Below are 13,884 nucleotides of genomic sequence, written 5' to 3' on the forward strand. Positions count from 1 at the left end.
TCAGGTCTCCTCACCGGAATACAGCGCCATCACTTGCGCGCCGGTCATCTGATCCAGCGGACCGGCAAAGGCATAGCCGTCGGGCTTTTCGTCAATGAAAATCTCACTGGTCAGTTTCATGCCGGCCAGGTCGTCCAGCAGACCCACAGCCAGATGATAGGCCCCCTGATGCGGCCCCTCTGCCGTCACGCGGTACCAAAGTTTGGAGCCGCAGGTTTTGCAAAAGCACCGCTCCGCCCAGTCCGACGAACGATAGGCCGCAATGCTGTCCTGCCCGCTGACCGTGATCTTGTCGGCAGGAACCTCCAGCGCCAATAGAGCAGAGCCGGTCCATTGCCGACACATCGAACAATGACAGGCACCGAATTCCGTTTTCGGCTCCTGAATGGTAAAGCTGACTGCCCCGCACAGGCAGTGGCCGCGTCGATCGCTCATGACGGTGCCTCGTTGATCCGTTGTAGGAATGCCTGCCGCTTGGCCTCATGCTCGTCCCGGGTTTCGCGCAGATGATCCCCGGCGAAAGCAAAGGCATCTGCGGTTTCATCCGCGTAAAGCTCTTTTTCCAGCTTTAGCCCGCCTGCATTCTCCAACAACCCGGCGGAGACGCTGTAAAGGTCATGGCCTGCAGCATCAAAATGGAAAAATATGGTCGAGCCGCATTCCCCGCAAAAGCCGCGCTCCACCTGTTCGGAGGCGCGATAAGTTTTCACTGGTCCTTCGGTCTTTAGCGAGCCCGGCACGGTATCAACTTCAACGAAGGCGCCGCTTGTCCAGCGTCGGCACATCTCGCAATGGCAGGCAGTGATCTGGCTTTCCGGGGCGAAGGTCACCTTGACTGCGCCGCAAAGGCAGTGCCCGGTTTGCGTGGTCATTCCTGGCCCTCCGCTTCCATCGTTTCGGTAAAAATCGGAAACACCGCAACGCCCGAGATGGAGCGTTCCGCCTTGTCCAGTTCCAGTTGCACCAACGGCAATTCAAAACCGACGCCGATCTTGCGGCTGCCGTCGCGGCCAAAGGTCATGCTGTCGATCCAGATCGCATCCGCTGGGAAATACCCCTTGGCCGAGAACGCCTCGCCACCATCACGCCCGGTGATCATCCAGGTGCCTTCGGCCAGCCGCACAGCGTCGCGGCTCTGGCACATCTTGGCCGCCACCACCAGTTCAACGGTGTCGATGGTGGGGTCCTCATCGATGTCGGGTGTATAGGGATCGACCTCAATCGTCACCGTCTCGCCACCCTTGCGCATCGTGATGGTCCGCTTGCCCGTGCGCGGCGGCAGTTCCGGCAGCCCTGTCATGTAGCAGATCCCCGCACCCGCCAGCACAATCTTTGCCCCCAATTCCCGCGTCGGATCGCAAGGGCTCTCCGCCGCATCCAGCGGCTGGATACGGTTGGCCCGAAGGTCCGTGCGCACGTCATCGCAGGTCAGGTCGGCCCTGGCTGGAAAAGCGAAAACTCCTGCTATCAACAATGACAATCTCAGCGTGTGCTGCCGTCTCGCATACAACTGATCCAGCTGAAGGTATTTCAAGCGCAAAAGCTTCATTTCTGCGGTCCCGATGCCAAGCCGCCCGCCTTGCACCAAGTTCCTTCGGCCATTCGTCTAAAGACAAATTTGGCAAATACTCTGCGGTCATCTTTCGAAGCCGCCGAATAGCAGGAAGAAGCGGCATTTTTGCATTCGTCGTCGCCTTTTTCCGACATGATGAAATCTGCGTAAGTTGATACAAAAGCGGATCTGCCCGGTTCAAACTCAAAGCCAGTATCAATACAATCCAGGGAAAGACCCACCATCAGGCCGGGCTTTGGGTAGTGTAAATTGCTGAGACTAATTGGCACACTTGAAAGCTGAAACTCCATCGCGCTGTTTTCTTCGAGCAAGTCTCCAGAAATCCTCTTCGGCCCCAAGCTCGAGGTCATGTCCAATTCCCAATGTCCCGAAATTACCGAAATAGATGTAGGCGACATGCAGATTTCCGCTTGAACCTTCAGGTCAGTCGAAATACGAGCGGCGACCGCCCATCTTTCGAAGGACTGCAGACCGGAAGAGTTGGGACACGGAGTTTCGCGGGTTACCACCTCGGTCCCGCGACGCTCGTTGATAAAACAACCATATTTGGACGGATAGACACCGCCGTCAGAGAGACTGACCACACTATCATTTAACATCTTCCTCTGCTCGCCTTCATGACGGGCGGGGCTTAATGTGACTTCAACATTTTCAGCGTTAACTTTAGCTCGCAGTGGCAGTTTCCCGGGCCCGGAACATGCTGGCGTAGCACCGCCATGCGTCACCGTTGCATGATATAGGTTCCCCCTTGGCAAGCCATCTGCAATCGCAGGCCCAATCCCGATGACAAAGACCATTGCGAAAAAAGAGCCGCTAATTGCGGAGAACAACCTCAACCTTAAAAGTTGCATGTTTGCTTCTCACTCTGCTGCCAAAGCACCGTTGGCCTGAAATCGCCGCAAAATACTCTCCGCTGCCTCGCGGCCGTCACGGATGGCCCAGACGACCAGAGAGGCGCCGCGCACGATGTCGCCAACGGCATAGACGCCGCTTAGTTTGGTTTCGTGGGTGGCAAAGCTGGTCATGACGGTTCCCCAGCGGCTGACCTCCAGTTCGGGCGTGTCCCAAAGGGTCGGCAGATCCTCTGGGGTGAAGCCCAGGGCCTTGATAACAAGATCGGCAGATTCGGTGTAGTCCGCGCCCTCGATTTCCTCGGGGCTTTGGCGGCCGCTGGCATCTGGCGCGCCAAGTCGCATCCTGGCGACTTTGACGCCGGTGACGCTGCCTTCACCAACAAAGCCTTTGGGGGCGGCCAGCCAGACAAATTCGACGCCTTCTTCTTCGGCGTTTTCCACCTCGCGCTGACTGCCGGGCATGTTGGCCCGGTCGCGGCGGTAGAGGCATTTGACCGATTTGGCCCCCTGCCGGATGGAGGTCCGGACGCAATCCATCGCGGTATCACCGCCGCCAATGACGACGACGGTCTTGCCTTTGGCGTTCAACTCTCCGCTGTCGAACTCCGGCACGTCATCGCCAAAGGACTTGCGGTTGGATACAGTCAGGAAGTCGATGGCCTTGACGATCCCGTCAAGACCCGCGCCGGGCCCGCCCAGATCGCGGGATTGATAGACGCCGGTGGCAATTAGAACGGCATCATGGCTTTCGCGGATTTCGCCAAAGGTAATATCCTTGCCCACATCGCAATTCAGTCGGAAAGTCACCCCGCCCTGCTCCAGCTGATCAATACGGCGCATGACCACATCCTTTTCCAGCTTGAAGCCGGGAATGCCATAGGTCAGCAGCCCGCCCGCGCGGTCATAGCGGTCATAAACCGTAACCTGTACACCCGCGCGCCGCAGAACATCAGCGGCAGCCAGACCACCGGGACCGGCACCAATAATGCCGACGGTTTCGGTGCGTTCCGAAACGGGTGCAATCGGCTGCACCCAGCCCTGTTCCCATGCTGTATCGGTGATGTACTTCTCGACCGAACCGATGGTGACAGTGCCGTGCCCGGATTGTTCGATCACGCAATTGCCTTCGCACAGGCGGTCCTGTGGGCAGATACGGCCGCAAATCTCGGGGAAAGTGTTGGTCGACTGCGAAATCTCATAGGCTTCCTGCAGCCGCCCTTCGGCCGTCATCTTCAGCCAGTCGGGAATATTGTTGTGCAGCGGACAATGCGACTGACAGTAAGGCACGCCGCATTGCGAACAGCGGGAGGCCTGTTCTGCCGCTTTTGCATCGGCGAATTCGGCATATATCTCGGCGAAGTCTTCGCGCCGGTCATCTGCGGCGCGTTTGGGCGGCATATCCCGCGCAACATCGACAAATTTCAGCATTTTATTGGTCATGGCTGGCTTCCTGGAATCGGCGCAGAGATGGCTGTGCCGGCAGGGTTTAACGCAGACTTGGGTGGAAAGAAAGTCATATATACTGACCTATGTATAGATTTTTTCTTATATCGAGGTCCTGAATGCAATCTTCGCACCAGAAATTAGGTCCGGATTGAGACTAATATCCTGACTTACCCCATTCCTGCCAGAGTGCTACACCTGCCCTGTCATACCGGGCCGGAGGTTCTGATGTCCCTGTTTCACCTGCTGCTTCTGGCCCTTGTGCAGGGCATTACCGAGTTTTTGCCGGTCTCTTCCTCTGGTCATCTGATCCTTTTGCCTAGCATTACCGGTGCGCCAGATCAGGGCACCGCTTTGGATGTTGCGGTGCATGTTGGCACGCTGGCGGCAGTGATGCTGTATTTCCGCGCCGATGTTGCCCGGATGCTGCGCGGGGTGCCGGGGCTGCTGCGGCTGGATCTGTCGCATCCCGATACACGGCTTGCTTTTCTGCTGGCGGTTGCGACCGTTCCGGTGGTGATTGCAGGGCTGGCGATGAAGCTGACCGGGCTGGCGGATACGGTGCGAGACCCGGCTGTGGTGGGCTGGGCGACAATTGTCTTCGGGCTGCTGCTGTTTTGGGCTGATCGAAAGGGCCCTGTTGAAAAGACCGATGCCGACTGGTGCCTGACCGACGCCATCAAGATGGGCCTTTGGCAGGCGGTGGCGCTGATCCCCGGCACGTCACGCTCTGGCATCACGATCACAGCGGCGCGGATGCTGGGGTATGCTCGCCATGATGCCGCGCGTCTGGCAATGCTGATGTCGATCCCGACGATCCTTGCCTCGGGTGTGCTGTTGACCGGGGATGTTGTGGCACAGGCCAATTGGGCTTTGGCGCGCGATGCTGCGATTGCGGCTGCCATGGCATTTGTCGCGGCGCTTGGCGCGCTGGCGCTGATGATGCGGCTTTTGCGCAGCGTCAGCTTTACGCCTTATGTGATTTATCGGATGGTGTTGGGCGCGGCGATCCTGTGGCTGGTTTATCCCTGATGAAACTTGCCGGGCTAAGATAACTTTCTCTATAGCAATCTATAGCAAAATCCGCTCTCCATCCTTGGCGATGGTCAGTCTGCCATCCCATGTCTTGCGGGTGGCCTCGGTCCAGTTTGCCTCGGTGAACCCGGGCAGCCCGTCCGGGACAAAGTGGTTCAGCGCCAGATGCCCCACCCCGGCCTGGGTGGCGATATCTCCGGCATCTTCTGCGCTGGTATGGCTGCGAAGGATGTGCTGGCGCAGGCGGTCGTCGCCATTGGCGACTTTAGCCACAAGGGCATCGACACCCTCGATCAGCATCGCCTCATGCACCAGCAGATCGGCCCCTTCGGCAAATTGCACCATCTGGTCCAGTGGCGCTGTGTCGCCAGACAGAACTACGCGCTTATCGCTGGTCTCGAACCTAAGCGCATAGCTTTCGCGGATCGGCGGGTGGTCATTCAGCATCGCGGTCACCGACAGCGCACCATCGGTCATGACCACACCTTCGCTCATGGGGCGGATATCCACCAGACCAGCCAGATCCGGCCGACCCTCATCTTCGATCCTCAGCGTGATATCAAATGACATGGAAACCAGAAAATGCCGCCAGTAATCGTCTAGCCCCTCGGGCCCATAAACCGGCACCGGGCGGGCCAGCCCCACCGTCCAGGCGGTATGCAACAAAGGTCCGAGTTCAAGGTAATGGTCGGAATGCAGATGCGTGACGAAAATAGCGTCGATATCCGTCAGGTTCACCCCCTGATCGCACAGGCCGCGCGCGGCACCCAATCCAGCGTCCACCAGAATGGTGCGACCGCCCAGCGACACAAGGTTCGCCGTCGGCATGTTGGAATTGGGCCGGATCGCAGGTCCACCCTTGACCCCCAATAGTGAAACGAAATCGGTCATCACAGATCTGCCTTTTGCCACCCATCCCAAAACAAGCAGAGTTTGGCACGACCAACGCCAGGGGTGAAGAGGTCACCGAACCATCGGATTGCAAGCCCCCTGTGACGCGGCAAAATACTCTGCTATTCAAGCAAAGACACATGACAAGACAGGGAGTTCAAAATGAAACATGTCGTTCTTGCTGCCGCCCTTGCGACCGGGCTGACCGGGGCCGTCTTTGCGGATACTTGGGACATGCCAACGCCTTATGGCGATGCAACATTCCACACCCAGAACATCGCAGAGTTCGCCAAGGATGTGGCAGCGGCCACCGATGGTGCGCTTGAGATCACGGTGCATTCCGCCGGCTCGCTGTTTCCGCATGCTGAGATCAAGAACGCCGTGCGCTCCGGTCAGGTCCCGGCCGGAGAATTCTTCCTGTCGCGGCTGGTTAATGAGGATGCGGCCTTTGGTCTGGACAGCCAGCCTTTCGTCGCCACCAGCTATGAAGATGCCGCCAAGCTGTGGAAGGCGCAAAAGCCCGTAATCACCGATCTGCTGGCCGAGCAGGGCCTGATGCCGTTGTTCTCTGTCCCCTGGCCAGCGCAGGGGCTTTATACCAATGGCGAGGTTGAGACCGTCGACGCGCTGAAAGGGCTGCGTTTCCGCGCCTATAATGCCGCGCTTGAGGAATTCGCAACCCTGGCAGGAGCCGCACCGGTTCAGGTTGAGGCCCCGGATATCCCGCAGGCCTTTGCGACCGGTCAGGTCGAGGCGATGATCACCTCTCCCTCAACCGGTGCGAATTCCAAGGCCTGGGATTTCGTGACCCATTACACGCCGATTAACGCCTGGGTGCCGAAAAACATCGTCGTTGTGAACGAACGTGCCTTCCGCCGTTTGCCCGAAGATGTGCAGGCCGCTGTCCTGAAAGCCGCCGAAGCCGCCGAGGCTCGTGGCTGGGAAATGTCTGCCGCAGAAGCTGAAGCGAAAACCGCTGTGATGGCCGAGAATGGCATCATCGTCGCCGAGCCAAGCGAAGCGCTGCAAAGCGGCCTGCGTGAGATCGGCACCAAGATGCTGGACAACTGGAAAGCCTCTGCTTCGGACGCCGCCCTGTCGATCCTGACCACATATCAGGAATAACCCGGCGCTCTGACCGGGCCGCTGCCCGGTCACACGATCATCCGTTCCGGCCCTGCAATTGCTGAACCAGGGGCCGGAACGACAAAGAGGCAACCACAGATGCAACGTTTCCTTGACCGGGTCTATCTGGCCGCTGGATGGGCATCGGCACTGATCATTCTGGCCATTGCCGTGCTGATCAGCGCGCAGGTGCTTCTGAACTTTGCCACCCGGGTTCTGGGTTTGGGGTTGCCTGCCACGATCCCGTCCTATGCCGATTTCTCGGGCTTCATGCTGGCCGCCGCCACGTTTCTGGCGATGCCATATACATTCTGCTCCGGTGGGCATATCCGCGTGTCGCTGGTGACTACGCGGCTGCCAGAATGGGGGCAACTGGTCGCCGAGGTTCTTGTTCTGGCAATTGCGGCAGGTCTTACCGGTTTTGCGGTTTGGTATAGCGGCGCGCTGGTGCTGGAAAGCTGGCATTTTGGCGATGTCTCGCCGGGTATCGTGCCGGTGCCCCTGTGGATCCCGCAATCGGTTATGGCGCTGGGACTGACGTTGCTGTTTATAGCCATCCTTCACACGCTGTTTGAGACGATCCAGCGCCGCAGCCCCGTCATCCAATCAACGGAGGAGGTCTGAATGTCCGATCCAATGGTTGGCCTTCTGCTGTTGGGCGTGTTACTGGCTGGTCTTGCATCCGGCCTGTGGATTGCGCTGGCCCTGACCGGTGTGGCGGTGGTTGCGTTGGTGTTCTTCTCCAATGCGCCGGTGGGGCTAGTGATGGCGACAACCTTTTGGGGGCATAGCCATTCGTGGTCACTGGCCGCCCTGCCGCTTTTCATCCTGATGGGCGAGATTCTGCTGCGCTCGCGCCTTAGCCGGGACATGTTCAACGGGCTGGCCCCCTGGCTTGGCGGCCTGCCGGGGCGATTGTTGCATGTGAACGTGCTGGGGTGCGCGATTTTCGCGGCGGTGTCCGGTTCTTCTGCCGCGACTGCAGCCACCATCGGCAAGATGTCGATCCCGGAACTACGCTCACGCGGCTATCCCGAGGGTCTGATCCTTGGCACACTTGCCGGATCCGCCACGTTGGGGTTGCTGATCCCGCCTTCGATCATTCTGATCGTTTATGGCGTGGCGACGGACCAATCCATCGCGCGGCTTTTCGTTGCCGGTCTTTTGCCCGGCGCGATGCTGGTGGGGCTGTTCGGCGCTTATGTCGCGGTGCGGGCCTGGCTTAACCCTGACCTGATCCCCAAGCCCGACCGTAGCCTACCGCTAAAGGAAAAACTGTGGCAATCGCGCGGGCTGATCCCGGTCGCACTGCTGATCGCGGGCGTCATCGGGTCGATCTATTCCGGGCTGGCCTCGCCCACCGATGCGGCCGCACTAGGTGTCTTGCTGGCGATCCTGCTGGCAGTTCTGTCGGGCAGTTTCACCCGGCAAGATTTCTTTGACGCACTTTTGTCAGCAGCGCGCACATCCTGCATGATTGCCTTTATCCTGCTGGGCGCGGCCTTGCTGGCCGTGGCAATGGGGTTCACCGGACTGCCGCGCAATCTGGCCGCCTGGATCGGCGGAATGGGCCTGTCGCCTTTTGTATTGCTGGCGGTGCTGACCCTGTTCTTCATCCTGCTGGGCCTGTTTCTTGACGGGATTTCCGTTGTGGTTCTGACCACCTCTATCATCATGCCAATGGTCAAGGCCGTGGGCATCGACCCGCTGTGGTTCGGCATCTATCTGGTTCTGGTGGTCGAGATGAGCCAAATCACCCCGCCCGTGGGCTTCAACCTGTTCGTGATCCAGGGCCTGACCGGCATAGACATCCTGCGGATTGCCGCCGCCGCGCTGCCGTTCTTTGTGCTGCTGCTTGTCGCCGTGGCCCTTATCACCGTGTTCCCGCAAATCGTCACCTACCTGCCGTCAGCAATGTCTAAATGACTTAAAAGGGTTGATCCGCCCCGGATGCGTTTGCCGGTGGTGCGTTATCTCGCCTTTCGTCCAGAACAGACGTTTCTAGGAGCCGAAGAAACTGGGTCCGCTGCCGAATTTCAATGGTATGACAAATCGATACCGAAAATTTGCATTGTTGGACCCCACGCCGGTCGGTTAGTGTGACAACGCACCTCAGATCGAGCAAATGTCGATGATCACAGTTACGAATTTCAACAAAAACTACAACGGCTTCGCAGCTGTCACGGACCTCAGCTTTACAGTTGCCCCCGGCCAAATTCTTGGGCTGGTCGGGCCGAACGGAGCGGGTAAGACCACGACGTTGCGTGCCCTATGTGGTATCGTTCCACCGACGTCTGGAACCCTCTCCATCGCGAACCACGACATCGTCAAAGACCCGCTCGCCGCCAAACAAAACCTTGGCTATATTCCTGACGATCCGCGGTTGTTCGACAGTTTGACGGTTTGGGAACATCTGGCCTTCACCGCCGCCGCTTACAAGGTCGCGGATTTTGAGGATCGTGCCGAAGCGCTGCTGACGTCATTCGAACTTTCGCATAAACGCGATACGCTTGTTCATAACTTGTCCCGGGGTATGCGTCAGAAAGTGGCGATCTCTTGCGCCTTCTTGCACGATCCGAAGGCTATCCTTTTTGATGAACCCCTGACCGGGCTCGATCCGCAAGGTATCCGGGGCATTCAGGACGCCATACGCGAACGTGCAAACAACGGCGCAGCGATCATCATAAGCTCGCACCTTTTGAGCCTGTTTGAGACCTTGTGCACACATCTTATGGTGCTGAACCTTGGCGAGTGCCGCCGGTTCGGCGAAATGAGCGACGTTCTGGCGGAATTTGGTCAGTCCGACAGCAATTCGGCCCTCGAGGCGGCTTATTTCACGATCACACAAGATCAAACGAAGGGTGAAGCCTGAGGCATGGACACAGCGCTTCTTCGCCTTCTGTCAATGCGAATGCGCGGCGGGATTCGCCAGCGCCTGATGCAATTGGTGAGCCTGCGCGGCGCACTTCTGTTCCTTGCGATTGGTGGGATCATCTGGCTGCTGATCGCTGTGGGCAAGCCGGTTCCGGACGCGCAGCTGTTTGGTGTTGCGGGTCTCGATCCACAGACCATTCGCGGTCAGATAGACACATTCATGCCACTTGGGCTGTTCGGGATGACACTGCTTACGGTGTTACTTACGACCGGGCCGTCGTTTCATTTCTCACCGGCAGAGATCAATCTTCTCTTTGTTGGACCGTTCAGCCGCCGCGACCTGATCCTTTACAAGTTCATCGCATATGCTGCGGGCGCGGCACTCACTGCCGCACTCATCGCACCCTTTGCGCAAACGCAAACGGGTTCGGCCCTTTCAACCTTTATCGCAGCACTTCTGACGCTCTTGTTTGTTCAGTTGAACAGTGCGGCCTTCGGCATGGCCTGGCAGGCGTTCGAGGGTAACCGGCTTGCGCGGTTAAAATGGCCTGCAGTTGCGCTGGTATTTGTGATTGCGGTTGCCGCCGTGATTTACGCCTGGGCAGTCCCTGATCGCACCATAGTCGACCTTCTGTCAGACGTGCGCCACTCATGGATCGGCACCATCATCCTGATGCCCTACATCGTTTTTGCCGAACTCTTTCTGGCGCAATCCCTTTTTCCGCAATTGGCCTTTTGGGCCACCATGGCCATCCTAATCAATGCGGCGCTGCTCTGGGCGATTGTCAGGCTTGACGGTCGCACGTTCGAGCGCTCGCTCAGCCAAAACACCCGACTAAGCAACCGCTGGGAGCGTATGAAGCAGGGCGGGTCGTTCTGGGCCACCGAGCGGACCGATGTTCCCTCGATACGCAACGCGCCAACGCTTGGTGGTTTGGGCCCCATTGCCTGGCGTCAGGCCATCAAGGCCTTGCGCAACTCATCTAAGGTAGTCGCCGTATTCATCGTCGCCGCCGCTGGCGCCGCACCTATCGCTTCGTTTGCCAGAATATCAATGACGGACGACCATGCATTGGCGATGCTTCTTTTCTTTTTTGCATTCATCGTCCCCCGTACGTTGATATGCGACTTTCGCGGCGAGCTGAGCCGGATGGAAACATATAAGGCTTTGCCGATCGCACCGTGGCGCATCTGTATGGGCCAACTCTTGGTTCAGGTGCTTCTGTCCTACGCCATTGTATTGACTCTGATCGCCAGTGCCCTGATCTTCGAGGACCGTCTCACCCCCACCATAGCTTTGGCGCTGGCGGCGTTTGCACTCCCGTTGACCCTGCTTATCTACGCGGTTGAAAACACGATTTTCTTGCTGTTCCCGGCAAAGCTTGTGCCAATGGGACGGGCGGATTTTGAGTTTCTCGGTCGTGCAATGGTCGAATTCATTGTGAAGTTAGTTATCGTCCTCTCTGGTGCGGCGGCGGCGGCTGGCGTCGGGGTATTTACCTTCACGACCCTCAAAACCACCTGGGTCCTTCCTGGCATGGCCAGTTGGTTAACGCTGGCCTTAATCGGGGGCCTGGCAACGATCATAATGCAATATGCTTTCAGACGGTTCGTAGTCGCAGAGGTTTTCGACTAAAACCGCAAACCAATATTTGTCCTGCACGGGGATAAAAATTCAGAGGCAACCGATCACCTTGTTAAGTTTTATGTAAACCAAACCCTACTCCACAGGCTCGCAGGGGAAAGCCTCTCTGGCGGCACCAAGCATAAGCAACCCTACTGGCTTACCCCGTTCGTCAGGGCGCTCTTCCAGGTAGCTAACGATAACTTGTGCAATTTGTCTCGAAGATACGTCTGCAGGCAGACAGAAGCCAACTTTCCGGCTTGCCAGAGTGTACACATCCAAAAGCGGAAGCCCCTCAAGCGAGCTATCTTCCTTTAGGGTAGTGGCTACAATCCCATCCAAGAACCCACGAAACCTAGCAAAGCAAAAATCCGCGGCGCTTGGAGATTCACGATTTGAGCATTGCTTGAGAACAAACCCATAGTCATCTTTCGGCGGCTCCGCCCTAGACAACGCCGGTATCAAACAAGCGGCCGCCAGTCCTAGCGCTCTAATCCACATCTCAATCCCTCCCTAAAATCCCCCACACTCCAGCACAGATTCGCCTTTCGGGCAAAGGGTTTGGGTTTGGGTTTGGGTTTGAACAGTTTTGGAGCGATCCACAGGTTAGAAAATGTCCACTATTCTCAACTTCAACAAAAGAGGATGAGTGGTGGTCAGATTCTGACAAAAGGGTTAAAAAATTTTAGCACACAGAAGGCTAAACAGAACGCTCAAACGGAGTATTCGGGGTGGTCATATGGGTGGATTATCAGGATTGCATAATATCTAACTTACTGAAAATAAATCAAAAATACCATTTTAATGGTGCCTCAAGAGGGACTCGAACCCCCGACCTTGTCCTTACGAAGGACCTGCTCTACCAGCTGAGCTATTGAGGCCCGCAGACTGCGGGCCGGTTGTTTAGTGCCAGAAGGCCGGAACGCAAGGGCTCAGGCGGGGGTGGCGCGGGGGGCTTCGGTTTCCGGCACGACATCGGCTTCGGCAATTTCTGCGTCTTCGATATCCTCATGCTCTGCAGACTCGGCGGTGTCCGTCTCTGGCACAGACTCTGTTTCGGGCTGCGGCTCAGGCTCCGGCTCGGGGCGTTCCAGCGCACCCACAATAAGGGGCAGCATGCCAGCGGTATGGGCGGCGTCTTCGACTGCGGGCTGAGGTTGCCAAGACAGGGTGTCAAAGGCACCGCATTGCTCGCAGATCGGAACCCAGGTGCTGTGGACATGATGGCAGGTGCTGCAGACCCAGGCCTCACCGCGCGGGGCGCTTAGGGCTTTGGCCAGCCAGCCACGCACCACTGCATCGGTTTCGCCTTGTCCCCGCTCGATAGCTGCCATCAGTGCCAGTGATCGGGTGGTTGGCTTTGTTTCGGCCAGATCACCCAATGCACGGCGTGCTTCGGGGAAATCCTCGGCGGCGAGGGCCAGTTCAGCACCGACAAGGCGCGATTCATCTGCGGACAGGGCCTGTCTCAGCAAGGGTTGAAAGCGTTTCAGGCGCTCTGCTGGTGTTTCGTCGGGGGCGATCGCAGCAAATGCGGCGGCAAGATCGGGGTGAGGGGCGGTGGACCAGGCGCGTTTGACGATGCGCACGGCCCGGCGGCCCTCGCCTGCTTTTGCGTGCAGTTCTGCAGCCAGGGCAGCGGCGGGCACCAGATCAGGGGCCAGGCGGTTGGCCTGATAGGATGCCTCGCGTGCCTTTTCGATTTCTTCGTTTTCCATGGCAGCGCGGGCATTGGCCAGCAGCAGGATGGCCTCGCGACGTTTACCCACATCGCGCGGCAATGATGCCGCGGCAACTTTGGCTTTCAGGGTGCTGCGGGCGCCGGCCCAATCCTGCTTTTGCGACTGAAGCTTGAACAGGGTATCCAGCGTGCCTGTATGGCGCGGGCTGATCGCAAAGGCTTTTTCAGCCAGTTTCAGGGCGGTATCGGTATCGCCCGCTTCCAGCTTGTGGCGCATAAGCCCCAGGACCCCGGCAAAGCGGGATTTGTCCTGTGTCAGCATTTCCTTGTAGTACAGCGCCGCCCGTTCGATGTCGCCGCTGGCCTCGGCGGACTGGGCGTTGATCAGGCGGGTCAGTTCGGGGCGGTCCAGCAGTTTTTCCGCCTGCTGCGCCTGTGATTGCGCCTTTTTGGCATCGCCCGACGCCAGGGACAGCAGACTTTGGGTCAGGGCTTCAAAGCCACGACGCTCCCGGCCCCGGTCAAAATAGCGGGTCAGCGCGGTTTCGTCACCGGACAGATAGCGGAATATCGCCAGCACAATGCCGATCAGCCGCAGGGCGACCCAAACGACAAACATGGCGGCGATGAATAGGATCAGAGCTTTGATCGGGGTCAGCGGCCATTCCCGGTCAGCCAACGAGATCTTAACCTCTCCAGGCAGTTCTATTATAAGCCAAACACCCCAAGTCACTGCCGCGGCCAGCGCAACAAAGATCAGGGCTTTGAAAATGGACCAGATCAT

The 13,884-nt window shown here is 58.1% G+C and carries 14 protein-coding genes and 1 tRNA gene; 6 read left to right on the forward strand and 9 right to left on the reverse strand.

Annotated features, from left to right (window positions below; translation table 11 throughout):
• The 5 genes from ACW9UQ_RS01410 to ACW9UQ_RS01430 all read right to left on the reverse strand — a co-directional run bounded on the left by ACW9UQ_RS01410 (position 1) and on the right by ACW9UQ_RS01430 (position 3,855).
• Positions 1-435 (reverse strand): GFA family protein, encoded by a 435-nt coding sequence (locus ACW9UQ_RS01410; protein WP_458929206.1) that lies wholly within the window; start codon positions 433-435, stop codon positions 1-3.
• Positions 432-872: a GFA family protein gene (locus ACW9UQ_RS01415; RefSeq protein WP_458929207.1), complete on the reverse strand. Its 441-nt coding sequence runs from the start codon at positions 870-872 to the stop codon at positions 432-434. The genes ACW9UQ_RS01410 and ACW9UQ_RS01415 overlap by 4 nt, the downstream gene beginning before the upstream one ends.
• Positions 869-1,471 carry a hypothetical protein gene (locus tag ACW9UQ_RS01420; RefSeq protein ID WP_458929208.1) on the reverse strand — a complete coding sequence of 201 codons (603 nt, stop codon included), beginning with the start codon at positions 1,469-1,471 and terminating at the stop codon, positions 869-871. The genes ACW9UQ_RS01415 and ACW9UQ_RS01420 overlap by 4 nt, the downstream gene beginning before the upstream one ends.
• A 74-nt stretch (positions 1,472-1,545) precedes the next feature.
• The gene (locus ACW9UQ_RS01425; RefSeq protein ID WP_458929209.1) at positions 1,546-2,172 is read right to left on the reverse strand and encodes a hypothetical protein; all 627 of its coding nucleotides are present in this window, start codon (positions 2,170-2,172) and stop codon (positions 1,546-1,548) included.
• Positions 2,173-2,433: 261 nt separating this feature from the next.
• Positions 2,434-3,855, reverse strand: coding sequence for an NAD(P)-dependent oxidoreductase (locus tag ACW9UQ_RS01430; RefSeq protein WP_458929239.1), 1,422 nt, complete (start codon positions 3,853-3,855; stop codon positions 2,434-2,436).
• A gap of 243 nt (positions 3,856-4,098) precedes the next feature.
• Here ACW9UQ_RS01430 and ACW9UQ_RS01435 point away from each other — a divergent pair, with 243 nt between their 5' ends.
• Positions 4,099-4,902 carry an undecaprenyl-diphosphate phosphatase gene (locus ACW9UQ_RS01435; protein ID WP_458929210.1) on the forward strand — a complete coding sequence of 268 codons (804 nt, stop codon included), beginning with the start codon at positions 4,099-4,101 and terminating at the stop codon, positions 4,900-4,902.
• Positions 4,903-4,941: 39 nt separating this feature from the next.
• Here the strand turns inward: ACW9UQ_RS01435 and ACW9UQ_RS01440 are convergent, their stop codons facing one another.
• Positions 4,942-5,796, reverse strand: coding sequence for an MBL fold metallo-hydrolase (locus ACW9UQ_RS01440; RefSeq protein ID WP_458929211.1), 855 nt, complete (start codon positions 5,794-5,796; stop codon positions 4,942-4,944).
• Positions 5,797-5,958: 162 nt separating this feature from the next.
• Between ACW9UQ_RS01440 and ACW9UQ_RS01445 the strand changes: the two genes are divergently transcribed.
• The 5 genes from ACW9UQ_RS01445 to ACW9UQ_RS01465 all read left to right on the forward strand — a co-directional run bounded on the left by ACW9UQ_RS01445 (position 5,959) and on the right by ACW9UQ_RS01465 (position 11,431).
• On the forward strand, positions 5,959-6,921 hold the full coding sequence (locus ACW9UQ_RS01445) for a TRAP transporter substrate-binding protein (RefSeq protein ID WP_458929212.1): 963 nt from the start codon (positions 5,959-5,961) through the stop codon (positions 6,919-6,921).
• Positions 6,922-7,020: 99 nt separating this feature from the next.
• Entirely contained in the window at positions 7,021-7,545 is a 525-nt protein-coding gene (locus ACW9UQ_RS01450; protein ID WP_458929213.1) for a TRAP transporter small permease, read from the forward strand.
• Positions 7,546-8,847 carry a TRAP transporter large permease gene (locus ACW9UQ_RS01455; protein ID WP_458929214.1) on the forward strand — a complete coding sequence of 434 codons (1,302 nt, stop codon included), beginning with the start codon at positions 7,546-7,548 and terminating at the stop codon, positions 8,845-8,847. It abuts the gene before it with no gap.
• Between the two features lie 205 nt (positions 8,848-9,052).
• On the forward strand, positions 9,053-9,793 hold the full coding sequence (locus tag ACW9UQ_RS01460; RefSeq protein WP_458929215.1) for an ABC transporter ATP-binding protein: 741 nt from the start codon (positions 9,053-9,055) through the stop codon (positions 9,791-9,793).
• Between the two features lie 3 nt (positions 9,794-9,796).
• The gene (locus ACW9UQ_RS01465) at positions 9,797-11,431 is read left to right on the forward strand and encodes a hypothetical protein (RefSeq protein ID WP_458929216.1); all 1,635 of its coding nucleotides are present in this window, start codon (positions 9,797-9,799) and stop codon (positions 11,429-11,431) included.
• 84 nt (positions 11,432-11,515) lie between these two features.
• Here ACW9UQ_RS01465 and ACW9UQ_RS01470 read toward each other — a convergent pair whose 3' ends face one another.
• From ACW9UQ_RS01470 to ACW9UQ_RS01480, 3 genes are all read right to left on the reverse strand, one after another.
• Positions 11,516-11,920: a Rap1a/Tai family immunity protein gene (locus ACW9UQ_RS01470; RefSeq protein WP_458929217.1), complete on the reverse strand. Its 405-nt coding sequence runs from the start codon at positions 11,918-11,920 to the stop codon at positions 11,516-11,518.
• A gap of 304 nt (positions 11,921-12,224) precedes the next feature.
• Positions 12,225-12,300: transfer RNA gene (locus ACW9UQ_RS01475), tRNA-Thr, on the reverse strand.
• A 51-nt stretch (positions 12,301-12,351) separates the two neighbouring features.
• Positions 12,352-13,884 carry a heme biosynthesis HemY N-terminal domain-containing protein gene (locus ACW9UQ_RS01480; RefSeq protein ID WP_458929218.1) on the reverse strand — a complete coding sequence of 511 codons (1,533 nt, stop codon included), beginning with the start codon at positions 13,882-13,884 and terminating at the stop codon, positions 12,352-12,354.

Source organism: Halovulum sp. GXIMD14793, assembly GCF_054457435.1.